This is a genomic window from Rhodococcus sp. AH-ZY2, assembly GCF_030916465.1.
Lineage (GTDB): Bacteria > Actinomycetota > Actinomycetes > Mycobacteriales > Mycobacteriaceae > Rhodococcus > Rhodococcus ruber.
In genome coordinates this window covers 2,907,613-2,920,856 of record NZ_CP126458.1, presented here as the reverse complement: position 1 = coordinate 2,920,856, position 13,244 = coordinate 2,907,613, and the positions used below count along the sequence as shown (strand labels likewise).

General features: G+C 69.6%; 11 protein-coding genes and 1 tRNA gene. 7 read left to right on the top strand and 5 right to left on the bottom strand.

Annotated elements, in window-relative coordinates; genetic code table 11:
- Positions 1-107 precede the first annotated feature (107 nt).
- Positions 108-3,104, top strand: coding sequence for a UPF0182 family protein (locus QNA09_RS14480; RefSeq protein WP_029540056.1), 2,997 nt, complete (start codon positions 108-110; stop codon positions 3,102-3,104).
- A gap of 68 nt (positions 3,105-3,172) precedes the next feature.
- Here QNA09_RS14480 and QNA09_RS14475 read toward each other — a convergent pair whose 3' ends face one another.
- Positions 3,173-3,736, bottom strand: a complete 564-nt coding sequence (locus QNA09_RS14475; RefSeq protein ID WP_010594680.1) for a transglycosylase family protein — start codon at positions 3,734-3,736, stop codon at positions 3,173-3,175.
- A gap of 434 nt (positions 3,737-4,170) precedes the next feature.
- On the opposite strand from QNA09_RS14475, the gene QNA09_RS14470 reads away from it, so the two are divergent.
- A tRNA-Met gene (locus QNA09_RS14470) sits at positions 4,171-4,247 on the top strand.
- A 52-nt stretch (positions 4,248-4,299) separates the two neighbouring features.
- Here QNA09_RS14470 and QNA09_RS14465 read toward each other — a convergent pair.
- On the bottom strand, positions 4,300-5,943 hold the full coding sequence (locus QNA09_RS14465; RefSeq protein WP_048770764.1) for an acyl-CoA synthetase: 1,644 nt from the start codon (positions 5,941-5,943) through the stop codon (positions 4,300-4,302).
- A gap of 50 nt (positions 5,944-5,993) precedes the next feature.
- On the opposite strand from QNA09_RS14465, the gene QNA09_RS14460 reads away from it, so the two are divergent.
- Complete coding sequence (locus QNA09_RS14460; RefSeq protein WP_237210792.1) at positions 5,994-6,239, top strand: ion transport protein; 246 nt, start codon at positions 5,994-5,996, stop codon at positions 6,237-6,239.
- Between the two features lie 149 nt (positions 6,240-6,388).
- Here the strand turns inward: QNA09_RS14460 and QNA09_RS14455 are convergent, their stop codons facing one another.
- The 3 genes from QNA09_RS14455 to hisN all read right to left on the bottom strand — a co-directional run bounded on the left by QNA09_RS14455 (position 6,389) and on the right by hisN (position 9,920).
- Positions 6,389-7,597 carry an acyl-CoA dehydrogenase family protein gene (locus QNA09_RS14455; RefSeq protein WP_017680858.1) on the bottom strand — a complete coding sequence of 403 codons (1,209 nt, stop codon included), beginning with the start codon at positions 7,595-7,597 and terminating at the stop codon, positions 6,389-6,391.
- 43 nt (positions 7,598-7,640) lie between these two features.
- The gene (locus QNA09_RS14450) at positions 7,641-9,035 is read right to left on the bottom strand and encodes an acyl-CoA dehydrogenase family protein (RefSeq protein ID WP_308071959.1); all 1,395 of its coding nucleotides are present in this window, start codon (positions 9,033-9,035) and stop codon (positions 7,641-7,643) included.
- Positions 9,036-9,125: 90 nt separating this feature from the next.
- Entirely contained in the window at positions 9,126-9,920 is a 795-nt protein-coding gene (gene hisN, locus QNA09_RS14445) for a histidinol-phosphatase (protein ID WP_017680856.1), read from the bottom strand.
- Between the two features lie 78 nt (positions 9,921-9,998).
- On the opposite strand from hisN, the gene prfB reads away from it, so the two are divergent.
- Genes prfB through ftsE form a run of 4 tightly spaced genes read left to right on the top strand, consistent with a single transcriptional unit; the run spans position 9,999 to position 13,199 of the window.
- Positions 9,999-11,123 carry a peptide chain release factor 2 gene (gene prfB, locus QNA09_RS14440; protein WP_010594673.1) on the top strand — a complete coding sequence of 375 codons (1,125 nt, stop codon included), beginning with the start codon at positions 9,999-10,001 and terminating at the stop codon, positions 11,121-11,123.
- Between the two features lie 60 nt (positions 11,124-11,183).
- Positions 11,184-12,038, top strand: a complete 855-nt coding sequence (locus QNA09_RS14435; RefSeq protein WP_167522837.1) for a mechanosensitive ion channel family protein — start codon at positions 11,184-11,186, stop codon at positions 12,036-12,038.
- Positions 12,035-12,478 carry a hypothetical protein gene (locus QNA09_RS14430; protein WP_010594671.1) on the top strand — a complete coding sequence of 148 codons (444 nt, stop codon included), beginning with the start codon at positions 12,035-12,037 and terminating at the stop codon, positions 12,476-12,478. Before QNA09_RS14435 ends, QNA09_RS14430 begins: the two co-directional genes overlap by 4 nt.
- A 31-nt stretch (positions 12,479-12,509) precedes the next feature.
- On the top strand, positions 12,510-13,199 hold the full coding sequence (gene ftsE / locus QNA09_RS14425; protein ID WP_010594670.1) for a cell division ATP-binding protein FtsE: 690 nt from the start codon (positions 12,510-12,512) through the stop codon (positions 13,197-13,199).
- The last annotated feature ends 45 nt before the right edge of the window (positions 13,200-13,244 follow it).

Here is a 13,244-nt window from a genome sequence, read left to right as displayed (position 1 = left end):
CTCATTCCGTAGAGTGGGGCGAAACGGTCACCGCGAGTGCCGTGGGTGACAGTCGAGGTGAACAGCTGCGGCGCATCCGCGTCGCCGGAGAATTGGGAGTGTGGCACGTGGGCATGAGGCCCCCCACCGGAGTACCTTCGCTGTCGAAACGCAGCAAGATTCTGCTGAGCCTGGCCGTGGTGGCCGCGGTGCTGCTGCTGGTCGGTCCCCGACTGGTGGACGCCTACACCAACTGGCTGTGGTTCGGTGAGGTCGACTTCCGTGACGTGTACGTGAAGGTGCTGCTGACCCGGATCGTCCTGTTCGTCGTCGTGGGCCTGTTCGTGGGCGCCGTGGTGTGGCTCGCCATGCTCCTGGCGTACCGATCGCGCCCCGTGTTCGTGCCCGCATCCGGGCCCAACGACCCCATCTCGCGGTACCGCACCACGGTGATGTCCCGGCTGCGCACGTTCGGCCTCGGCATCCCGATCGTGCTCGGGCTGCTGTCCGGCCTGATCGCGCAGGCGAGCTGGGTGACCGTGCAGATGTTCTTCAACGGCGGCTCGTTCGGCACCACGGACCCGCAGTTCGGGCTGGACGTCGGCTTCTACGCCTTCGACCTGCCCTTCTACCGCTTCCTGCTGAACTGGATGTTCGTGGCCGTCATCCTGGCGCTCTTCGCCAGTCTGGTCACCCACTACATCTTCGGCGGCATCCGGCTCGCCGGCCGCGGTGGCAGCCTCACCCGCGCCGCCCGCATCCAGCTGGCCGTACTGGCCGGCATCTTCGTCGCGTTCAAGGCGGTCGCGTACTGGCTCGACCGGTACGCACTGCTGTGGAGCGGGCGCAAGGAGCCCACGTTCACCGGCGCGGGATTCACCGACATCAACGCCGTGCTGCCCGCCAAGCTGATCCTGATGGCGATCGCCGTCATCTGCGCGGTGGCGTTCTTCGCGGCGATCGTGCTGCGCGACCTGCGTATCCCGGCGATGGCGACCGCGCTGCTGGTGCTCTCGTCGATCCTCGTCGGGGCCGTGTGGCCGCTGGTGGTCGAGCAGTTCTCCGTCCGGCCGAACGCCGCCGTCAAGGAGGCCGAGTACATCGAGCGCAACATCGCGGCGACCCGTCAGGCCTACGGCATCACGGACGAGACCGTGGAGTACCAGGACTACCCCGGCGTGGGCAGCACGTCGCCGCGCAACGTGCCGGCGGACGTGACGACGATCGCCAACACCCGTCTGCTCGACCCCAACGTGCTGCCGCGCACCTTCACCCAGCAGCAGCAGCTGAAGAACTTCTACGGGTTCCCGCCGTCGCTGGACATCGACCGGTACGAGATCGACGGGCAGCGCGAGGACTACATCGTCGCCGCCCGCGAACTGTCGCCGTCGAGCCTGACGGGCAACCAGACCGACTGGATCAACAGGCACACGGTGTACACCCACGGCAACGGCCTGGTCGCCGCCCCCGCCAACCGGGTGAACGCCGCCGCGAGCGAGTCCGCGGAGGAGGCCGCCAACAGCAACAGCGGCTACCCGGTGTACATGGTCAGCGACATCGCGTCGCTCGAGTCCGGCAACCAGGTGATCCCGGTCGAGCAGCCGCGGATCTACTTCGGTGAGGTCATCGCGCAGGAGGAGCCCGACTACGCGATCGTCGGTGCCGCCGAGGGCGAGGCCCCGCGGGAGTACGACACCGACACCGCGCAGTACACCTACACCGGCTCGGGTGGCGTGTCGATCGGCAACTGGTTCAACCGCCTCGCGTTCGCCTCGAAGTACGCCGAACGCAACATCCTCTTCTCGAGTGCGATCGGCAGCGAGTCGAAGCTGCTGTTCAACCGCGATCCGCGGGACCGGGTGACGAAGGTCGCGCCCTGGCTCACCGCCGACGGCGACGCATATCCCGCGGCGGTCGACGGCCGCATCGTGTGGGTCGTCGACGCCTACACCACGCTCGACAACTACCCGTACGCGCAGCGCAGTTCCCTCGAAGGTCTCGTCGAGGACAGCGTCGACCAGAACACCGGCCGGCTGCTGCCCCGCAAGGAGGTCTCCTACATCCGGAACTCGGTGAAGGCGACAGTCGACGCGTACGACGGCACCGTGACCCTCTACCAGGTCGACGACCAGGACCCGGTCCTGAAGGCGTGGATGGGTGTCTTCCCCGATGCGGTGACCCCGCAGGACCAGATCTCCGACGAGCTCCGCTCGCACTTCCGGTACCCGGAGGACCTGTTCAAGGTGCAGCGCGAGATGCTCGCGAAGTACCACGTCGACGACCCGCGCGAGTTCTTCACCAACAACGCGTTCTGGTCGGTGCCGAGCGACCCGACGGTCGAGACGACGGCCAATCAGCCGCCCTACTACGTGCTGATCGGTGACGAGGAGACGGCCCGCCCGTCGTTCCGGCTCACCTCCGCGATGGTGGGCTTCAACCGGCAGTTCCTGTCCGCGTACATCTCGGTGAACTCGGACCCCGACAACTACGGCAAGTTCACGATCCTCCGATTGCCGACCGACACCCAGACCTTCGGTCCCGCACAGACGCAGAACGCGATGATCTCCGACACGCGCGTCGCGTCGGAGCGCACTCTGCTCGAGCGGTCCAACCGGATCCAGTACGGCAATCTGCTGACGCTGCCGATCGCCGAGGGCGGCATCCTGTACGTCCAGCCGATGTACACGGAACGCAACTCGGCGAGCGGAAACACCTCCACCTTCCCGCAGCTGTCCCGGGTGATCGTCAGCTATCGCGAGCCCGGGCCCGCCGGTGGGGTGCGGATCGGCTATGCCCCCACCCTCGCCGCGGCACTGGACCAGGTCTTCGGCGGCGGCGTCGGCAGTGCGGCCACCGCACCGGGTGGCGAGTCGACACCCCCGGCACCGGTTGAGGGGGCAGAGGGGACACCGCAGGACGGCCAGGCGGCGGCACCGGCGCCCGCTCCGGCGCCGAACCCCGCGCCCGCTCCGGCGCCGGCGGATCGGACGGCGGCAGTCGCCGAACTCGACGCGGCGCTCGCCGAGCTCAGCGCGGCGCAGAGCACCGGCGACTTCGCAGCGTACGGTCGGGCGCTCGAACGAGTGCAGGCGGCCGTGGAGGCGTACCAGTCCACCGGCGGCTGATCTCCTGCCGCGACCGAAGCGGGGCCCCGCGCACATCGTGCGCGGGGCCCCGTCGTTCGGGGGACGAATCAGCGTCCGGGCAGTGCGACGCCGACCACCTGGTCGAACTGCGCAGCGAAGCCGTGCTGCGCGGCGAACTCGCCGGCGACACCGAGCGCCTGCTCCACGGCCTGGTCGACCGGCGCGGCCTCGGGTGCCGGTGCTGCGGGTGCCGGTGCTGCGGGTGCCGGGGTCGCGGGTGCCGGAGTTGCGGGTGCCGGGGTTGCGGGTGCTTCGGGCGCGGGCGCGGCCTCGCTCCCGGTGGTCAGGTACTGACCGCAGACCGGCCACGCGCCCGGGCCCTGGGTCTGCAGCGTGTTCTCCGCGACGCGGATCTGCTCGGCCTTCGAAGCGGTGTGCGGGCTGCCGGTGCCGCCGTTGGCCGCCCAGGTGCTCTGCGAGAACTGCAGACCGCCGTAGTAGCCGTTGCCGGTGTCGATCGACCAGTTGCCGCCGCTCTCGCACTCCGCCACCGCGTCCCAGTTGTGCGGGGCAGCGGAGGCGGTGCCGGTGGCGAGGCCGAACGGCACCGCCACGAGGGCGCCGGTGACAACGGCCGTGCCGAGGCCACGCTTGCTGAAGAAAGTGGTCATGCGGGATGAATCCTCTCCGCGCTCGCCGACGCCGGACCCCGGGCACCGCTCGGTCGTGGCGGTGCGGACAGTCGGCCGGGTCGCGTCGCTGCCCCCCGAAGGTTTCGTCGTACCGGATCCCGCGGGGCAGCTCGGCGGCGGCGGGACGGCGTCGGCTCGGTGGTGTCGAGCCGCGACCGACCGTACCGATGCGTCGCGACCCGGGCTACCGGCCGCAACCGTGCCCCGGGTGTCCATCAGATGGGACGAGCGACCCGCTTCTGCGCAGGTCACCGCGGCATGTCGACCTTCCCGTCACGCGATCGTTACACCTCCGTTATGTGAGGAGGAACATGTGCCGAGTGTGGTCCAGGACACGCGACGACGCCCGAAAAAGGCCTTCGCCCAGGCGATTTGCATTCCGTTCACCGAGCCGTGTAACTTCGTTCCTGCAACGCGGGGTGGAGCAGCTCGGTAGCTCGCTGGGCTCATAACCCAGAGGTCGCAGGTTCAAATCCTGTCCCCGCTACCACGCCGAAGGGCCCGGCACCGGTTCATCCGGTGCCGGGCCCTTCCGCATGAGATCAGGGCTTCATGTCGACGAGTACGCGTCGCAACAGCTTCCCCGTCGCATTGCGCGGCAGTTCGTCGAGGAAGACGACGTCACGCGGGACCTTGTAACGCGCCAGGTTCGCCTTGACGTACTCTTTGATCTCCTCGGCGTCGCGCGCGGAGCCCTCGGCCGGCACCACGAAGGCGCGCAGCCGGTGACCGAAGTCCGGATCCTCCACCCCGACCACCGCGGCGTCGAACACGTCGTCCCTTTCGACGAGAAGGTTCTCCACCTCCAGCGGGTACACGTTCTCGCCACCGGAGACGATCATGTCGTCGTCCCGGCCGTCGACGAACAGCAGTCCCTCCTCGTCGAAGTGCCCGACGTCGCCCGTCGAGAGCAGTCCGTTGATGCGCTCCTTGTCCCGGCCGTCCGTGTAACCGTCGAAGCTCAGCCCGCTCGCGACGAAGATCCGGCCCACCTTGCCGGGCTCGGTGATGCGGTTGCCTTCCTCGTCGTACAGCTCCACCCGGCACGTCACCGGGGGCCGTCCGGCCGTGCCCGGTGCCCGGCGGATGTCCTCGGGCGTGGCGACGGTGGCCACCGCGCATTCGGTCGACCCGTACAGGTTGTGCAGGACGTCGCCGAAGTACTCGCGGGTGCGCCGGCACACGTCCGGCGACAGCGCCGAGCCGGCGGAGAAGATGATCTGCAGGCTCGACGTGTCGAACCGGCCGATCGCCTCGCCCCCGAGGTCCAGGATCCGCTGCAGCATCGTCGGCACGACGACGAGCACGTTCGCCCGGTGCCGTTCGATCAGGCGAACCGTCTCGAGCGGGTCGAACCGCCGCTCCATCACCACGGTCTGACCCAGCGCCAGCGCGAGTCCGAACTGTGAGATGCCGGTCCCGTGGAACGCCGGCGCCGCCATCAGCATCGTCTGTCCCGGCCGTAGCGGTACCCGGTCCAGGAACTGCGCCGAGGCGAGCGGCGACGTGCGCTCGCGCGGGGCACCCTTGGGCGTGCCGGTCGTGCCGCTGGTGAGCAGCACGAAACCACCGAGTGTGCTCGGCGCGGGAACGGCGGACCGATCGAACTGTGCGAGCACGGACTCGATGCCGGGTGGTCCCGGCTCCTCACCCTCGGGCCACGAGCTGTACGTCCGCACATCCGGCGGCAGGGCTGCGGCCACCGCCGCGAACTCGGCGTCGTAGACGAACGTGCCGACACCTTCACGTTCCGCGACGTCCGCGAGCTGGCGCGGAGCGAACCCGGTATTCATCATGACCAGCTTCGCGCCGAGTTTGGCGGCCGCGAGCATGGTGAGAACGAGTCCACGGTGATTGCGGGCCATCAGGCCCATCACGTCCCCCGCCGCGACCCCGTCGGCCTGCAGCGCCCGTACGAGCGCATTCGACTGTCCCTCGAGCTCCTCGTAGCTCAACCGGCCACGCTCGTCGACGAGGGCGACGGCGTCGTAGCCGCGCGCGGCGTGGGCATGCACCGGTCCGGCGAACGGGCCGTAGCGGCTCACGGCGACGAGGGTGCCGATTCCGTGGTCGACCCGGGGGAAGTGCAGCAGGCCGGAGCGCGCGAGTACCCGCACGGCACCCAGTGTGTCGGTCACCTCCCCGACGGCCCCGGTGATCCTGTCCTTGATGTCCTGCCCGGGCATGCTGTCCCCTTCGAGCTCGTGCCGGATTCGTCACCGCAACCCTAGTGGTGATGCACTTCACAGAAGTGGACATTCGTCCGATCTACCGGGGGTGTCAGGGCCGGGGGATTCCCGCCCGAGCAGTGCCGGTCGCAGCCGTCGGACGGCTGATCGCGGCCACCCCGGTGATCGCGGTCATCGCCCTGCTCGGTGTCGTGGCGGCCACGCCGGCGTCCTGGCTGGTCGAGCGGGTGGGGGAGCAGGACGAGGCGAGCCAGGCGGCGACTCGGGCACAGGTGGCCGCGCCGACGGCCTAGGTGGTCGCGCTCCGCGACGAGCTCCGTCGCGCGCGAGGGTGATCCCGCCCGGCCGCGCGGGTAGCGGTCCGGTCCGGAGCGTGAGAGGGCCCCCGCCGTCGGTGAGTACGGCGGGGGCCCGACCCCTCGGAGAAGTGGTCTGTGACCGGCTACTTCAGTTCGGCGCTCGACAGGCCCAGCAGCCGTCGCGCGATGATGAGCTGCTGGATCTGCTGCGTGCCCTCGAAGATGTCGAGGATCTTCGAGTCGCGCGCCCACTTCTCGAGCAGTGGACGTTCGGAGTAGCCGTAGGTACCCGCCAGCTCGACTGCCTTGAGGGTGACCGCGGTGCCGGTGCGGCCGGCCTTGGCCTTGGAGATCGACGCCTCCAGCGAGTTGGGTTGCTTGTTGTCGGCCATCCACGCGGCCCGCAGCGCCTGCAGGTAGGCCGCCTCCCAGTCGGCCTCGAGCGCGAGGAATTCGGCGGCCGCAGCGTGCTGGTTGCAGGCCGGGACGTCGTAGGACACCTCGACACCGGCCTCGGCGAGGATGCCGCGCAATTCCTCGAGCGCCGCGCGGGCGACGCCGATGGCCATGCCGGCGACGATCGGACGGGTGTTGTCGAAGGTCTGCATGACCCCCGCGAACCCCTTCTCGACGTTCACCTCGGGGCTGCCGAGCAGGTTGTCCTTCGGAATCCGGCAGTTGTCGAGCACGAGGACGGCCGTGTCGGAGGCCTTGATGCCGAGCTTGTGCTCGAGGCGGGCCACGCTGAGGCCGGGGGCGTCCCGCGGGACGACGAACGACTTGATCGCCGCGCGCCCCTTCGACCGGTCGACGCTCGCCCACACGACCACGTGGGTGGAGCGTTCGCCGGCGGTGACGAAGATCTTCTCGCCGTTGAGGACCCACTCGTCGCCGTCGAGGACGGCGGTGGTGGTCACGGCGGCGGAGTCGGAGCCGAAGCTGGGCTCGGTGATGGCCATCGACGCCCACACCTTGCCGAAGCGCTCGAGCTGTTCGTCGGTGGCGACGGCGGCGATCGCCGAGTTGCCGAGGCCCTGATAGGGGATCGAGAGAGTCAGACCGACGTCGCCCCAGCAGGTTTCGATCACGTTGAGCAGCGACGCCATGTTGCCGCCGTTGACGTTGCCGGCCTGCTTCTTGGGCTCGTCGCCGCGGCCGAGCGCCGCGCCCGAGGCGCCCTGGCCGGAGTCGTTGAGGCCCTCGACCATCGCCGCCATCGTGTCCAGTTCGACGGGGTACACGTGCTCGGCGAGGTCGTACTTGCGTGAGACGGGACGGAAGATCTGCGCGGCGACCTGGTGGGCCTGGTTCGCCGACGCCTTGAGCCTCTTGGGAAGTTCGAGATTGATCATCGCGGGTTCCTAGGTGTGAGGGGACGCTGCCGGATCGGGCGGCTCAGACGAGGACGACGCCCTCGGCGACGCCCACGGCGCGCAGGTCGCGGTACCAGCGCTCGACGGGGTGTTCCTTGGTGAAGCCGTGGCCGCCGAGCAGTTGGACACCGTCGAGGCCGATCTGCATACCCTTGTCGGTGGCGAGCTTGCGGGCCAGCGCCGCCTCGCGGGTGAAGGACAGGCCCTGATCGGCCCGGGCGGCGCCGCGCAGCGTGACCAGCCGGATCCCGTCGAGCTCGATCTTGATGTTGGCGACCATGAAGGCGACGGCCTGCCGATGGCTGATCGGTTCGCCGAAGGCTTCCCGTTCGTTGACGTAGGGGACGACGTAGTCGAGCACGGCCTGTCCGGTCCCTGCGGCGAGGGCGGACCAGCCGAGCCGGGCGAGGCGGACGGCGTCCGCGTACTGCTCGGCGCGCACGTCGGCGTCGGCGTCGCCGAGGAGGGCGGACTGCGGCACGGCGACGTCGGTCAGGTGCAGCCGGCCGAGCCCGGCGGCGCGCAGACCCATCGACGGGTCGGCCTCGATCACCAGGCCCTTGCTGTCGGATTCGACCAGGAACAGCGACGGCTTTCCGTCGAGTTCGGCGGCGACGACGAACAGTTCGGCGCTGCCGGCGGCCGGCACCAGGGACTTGACGCCGGTGAGCCGGTAGCCGCTGGGGGAGCGCACCGCCTTGGTCTGCAGCGCGAAGGGGTCGAACAGGGCGCGCGGCTCGGTGATCACGACGCAGGCCTGGGGGACGTCGTCGCCGGCGAACGCCGGCAGGTACGTCCGCTGCTGCTCCTCGGTGCCCCACTGGGTGAGGGCGACCGCGACGCCGCTCGGCGCGAGGATCGGCAGCGCCAGCCCCATGTCGCCGTGGGCGAGTGCCTCGGCGACGAGGGTGTTGGTGACGGCGCCCCGCTCGGTGGCGGCTCCCTCGAATGCCTCGGGCACGTTGACGAGGGTGATGCCGAGTTCGGCGGCCCGGGCGAGGAGGTCGGCGGGGGCGGCGGCTGCCTCGTCGGCATCGTGCGCAGCGGGCCGCAGGATCTCGGCGGCGAACTCGCGGACGGTCTCGGCGATCATCTGCTGATCGTCGGTGGGGGTCAGGTCGAACAGGTCGGTGCGGACGGCGGTGTCGAGGCGCTGCGGTGTGCCGGATCCGCCGGTGACCTTCTTGAAGGTGCGGGTGGCGGCGCCGAGCGTCTTGAAGCCGGTCTTGGTGGACTGGTAGGTCACCCGGTCGATGGCCTGCCGGAGGTTGTACCGGTCCGCGAGTTCCGAACCGGTGATCCGGGTGAGCACACGCATCGCCGCGCCCATGGCGTCCCGCCGGAGGGGGTTCAGGCCCACGGCGGACGTATCGCGGGGGGTGTTCCGGGCCACACTGTCTTGCTTGCTCATGATCACCAGAGGTTTCTCGATGTGGGGACGGACGCCCACAATCTTACTGCGGAGTAAGATTGCTGTCTACTATCGAGTAAGTTGGTGGTGCGTGCCCTATCCGGCGTGCTGCAGACGGGTGAGCACACCGTCGTGCAGCGCTCCGTTGGTGGCGACCGCGCTGCCACCGTGCGGGCCGGCCGCACCGTCGAGATTCGTGAACCGGCCCCCGGCCTCCCGGACCAGCACGTCCAGCGCAGCCAGGTCCCACAGGGACACCTCGGGCTCCAGTGCGACGTCCACCGCGCCCTCGGCGAGCAGGCAGTACGAGTAGAAGTCGCCGTAGGCCCGCACCCGCCACACCTCGTCGGTGAGCGCGACGAACTCGTCGCGCCGGCCGCGGTCGCGCCAGCCGGACAGGCTCGAGAAGCTCAGCGACGCGGCGGACAGCTCGGCGACCTGCGAGACCGAGATGCGGCGCGGCTGCCCGCCGTCGTACGCCAGCCACGATCCCGCGCCGGCCGCGGCCCACCAACGGCGGTTCAACGCCGGGGCGCTCACCACCCCCACCACCGGCACGCCGTCGTCGAGCAGGGCGATCAGGCTGGCCCACACCGGCACACCGCGCACGAAGTTCTTGGTCCCGTCGATCGGATCGACCACCCACTGGCGGCCGGTGAACACCGCGTCGCCCCCGAACTCCTCGCCGAGGATCGCGTCCCCCGGGCGCTCGGCGCCGAGCGTGCCGCGCACGGCGCGTTCGACGCCGAGATCGGCATCCGACACCGGGGTCAGGTCCGGCTTGTCGGTGACGGTCAGGTCCAGGGCGCCGAACCGGGTGCGGGTGATGGCGTCCGCCTCGTCGGCGAGGCGCAGGGCGAGATCCAGATCGGCCGAGAAGTCCGTGCTCATGCCCCAGACGCTAGTCGAGGCCCACCCGGCCCCCAGCGGTGGCGAGGTCACGCCGCACACCCGGTAGCCTTGAGAATCGTGCATCCCGATGTTTCCGCAGACCTGGCCGAACTGGCGACCACCCTCGAGACCGTCGAGGCGGTCCTCGACGTGGACGAGCTGCGCCGGCGCATCGACGAACTCGAGCACCAGGCCGCCGACCCGGAGTTGTGGAACGACCAGGAGCATGCGCAGCAGGTCACCAGCCAGCTCTCGCACGCCCAGGGTGAACTGCGGCGCGTCGAGGAGCTGCGCTCACGGCTCGACGACCTGCCGGTGCTCTACGAACTCGCCGAGGGCGAGGAGGGGGAGGACCGCACCGTCGCGCTGGCCGACGCCGACGCCGAGCGTGCCGCCCTGCGCACCGACATCGAGGCGATGGAGGTGCGGACCCTGCTCTCCGGCGAGTACGACCAGCGCGACGCGCTGGTCAACATCCGCGCCGGCGCCGGCGGCGTCGACGCCGCCGACTGGGCCGAGATGCTCATGCGGATGTACATCCGGTGGGCCGACAAGCACGGCTATCCGGTGGAGGTCTATGACACCTCGTATGCGGAGGAGGCGGGCATCAAGTCCGCGACCTTCGCGATCAAGGCGCCCTACACGTACGGCACCCTCTCGGTCGAGATGGGCACCCACCGGCTCGTGCGTATCAGCCCCTTCGACAACCAGGGCCGGCGCCAGACGTCGTTCGCCGAGGTCGAGGTGCTGCCCGTCGTCGAGACGACCGACCACATCGACGTCGACGAGAACGACATCCGCGTCGACGTGTACCGCTCGTCCGGCCCGGGCGGGCAGTCCGTCAACACCACCGACTCCGCGGTGCGACTGACCCACATCCCCACGGGCATCGTCGTCACCTGCCAGAACGAGAAGTCGCAGCTGCAGAACAAGGTCTCGGCCATGCGCGTGCTGCAGGCCAAGCTGCTCGAACGCAAGCGGCAGGAGGAGCGCGCCGAGATGGACGCCCTCAAGGGCGACGGCGGGAGCTCCTGGGGCAACCAGATGCGCTCCTACGTCCTGCACCCCTACCAGATGGTCAAGGACCTGCGCACCGAGCACGAGGTGAACAATCCGTCGGCCGTCCTCGACGGCGACATCGACGGGTTCCTCGAGGAGGGCATCCGGTGGCGCATGCGCGAGAACCAGAAGCAGAACCAGTAGTCCGGAACCAGCGACACGGAGGATCGAACCCTGTTTCCCGGTAGCAGGATTCTCGACTGGCTGTCGAGCAGCGGTCTGCAGATCGCGCTCACGGTGCTCGGCGCCGCGCTCGTCGCGCGATTCGTGAGCTGGGTCGGTGGCCGGATCACGCGGCGCATCGACGAGACCTACCAGCAGTCCGACGCCCTGGTGCGCTCGGAGGTCACCAAGCACCGCCACTCGGTGGCGCAGGTGATCACCTGGGTGGTCATCACGTTCGTCTACATCGTCGCGACCCTGAAGGTCTTCGACTACCTGGCGCTCCCCATCGGCAGCCTCGTGGCGCCGGCCACGGTGCTCGGTGCCGCGCTCGGTTTCGGTGCCCAGCGCATCGTCCAGGACATCCTCGCCGGATTCTTCATCATCACCGAGCGGCAGTACGGGTTCGGTGACACCGTCCAGATCTCGGTCACCGGTGCCTCCGCCGATGCCGTCGGCACGGTCGAGGACGTCACCCTGCGGGTGACGAAACTGCGCAACGCCGCCGGCGAGGTCATCACCGTGCCCAACGGGCAGATCAACAAGGCTGTCAACCTGTCGAAGGACTGGGCCCGTGCCGTCGTCGACGTGCCGATCCCGGTCACCGCGGACATCGCAGAGGTCAACGACATCCTGCACGAGGTCGGTGTCGCGGCGTTCGAGGACGAGAAGCTCAGGGAACTGCTGCTCGACGAGCCGACCGTGATGGGAGTCGAGAGTCTCGAGGTCGATCAGGTCAGCGTCCGTATGGTGGCCCGGACCCTGCCCGGCAAGCAGTTCCAGGTGGGCCGCGAACTCCGGGTGCGCGTCGCGCTGGCGCTGCGCCGCAGGGGGATGAGCGTCAACCCCCAGCTGGACACCTCCACCCCGATCCACGGTATCGAGGCGGTGCAGTGAGCGAGCGACGCCGATTCCACATCCCGGACCACGTCCTCGGCGGCCGGGTGCGCACCACCACGTTGAGCCTGTGCGTGCTCTGGGTCGGCCTGTGGTTGCTGTACGTGTACCTGAATCCGGAGGACGAGCAGAACGCGGCGGCGCCGCCGGGCGCGGTCGTCGTCAGCGACGTGCCGTACGTGCCGTACGTGCCGGAGGCCCCGGTCGAGCCCACTCCGACCACCACCGTCCCCACCACCACCGAACCGGCTCCGACGACGGCCGACCCCACGCCGACGGGCACCGGATCGACTCCCGGCGGACGCGGCTCGGAGGCGGTGCCCGGTGCCCCGGCCCCGACGACCACGACGACCCAGCCCGGCCTGCGGTTGCCCGAGATCCCGATTCCCGGCCTCGGTGATTCGTCCCCCACCGAACCTACCGGCGAGTCGGTTCCTTAGGTCACCGTCCGATAACGGCTAGCATGGCGGCGTGATCCGCCTGGAGAATGTGTCCAAGTCGTACAAGACGTCGACCCGGCCGGCTCTCGACAAGGTGAGCGTCGAGATCGACAAGGGCGAGTTCGTCTTCCTCATCGGCCCGTCCGGTTCCGGGAAGTCGACCTTCCTGCGGCTGCTCCTGCGTGACGACACGCCCACCTCGGGTGACATCCACGTGGCGGACTTCCACGTCAACCGCCTGTCGGCGCGCCGGGTGCCCAGGTTGCGGCAGAACCTGGGCTGCGTGTTCCAGGACTTCCGGTTGCTGCAGCGCAAGACGGTGGCCGAGAACGTCGCGTTCGCGCTCGAGGTGATCGGCAAGCCCCGCTCGGTCATCGCGCGCACCGTGCCCGAGGTGCTCGACCTCGTCGGCCTGTCCGGCAAGGCCGACCGCCTGCCCACCGAGCTGTCCGGTGGCGAACAGCAGCGCGTCGCGATCGCGCGGGCGTTCGTGAACCGGCCGCTCGTGCTCATGGCCGACGAGCCGACCGGCAACCTCGACCCGGACACCAGCCAGGACATCATGATGCTGCTCGAACGCATCAACCGAACGGGAACCACCGTGCTGATGGCCACTCACGACCATCACATCGTCGACTCGATGCGGCGCCGGGTGGTCGAGCTCGACCTCGGGCGGGTCGTGCGCGACGAGGCGCGCGGCGTCTACGGCGTCGGCCGCTGACCGCGTTCTCCCGCTCCACCGCACTCGCCCCCTCCGGCAACCGAA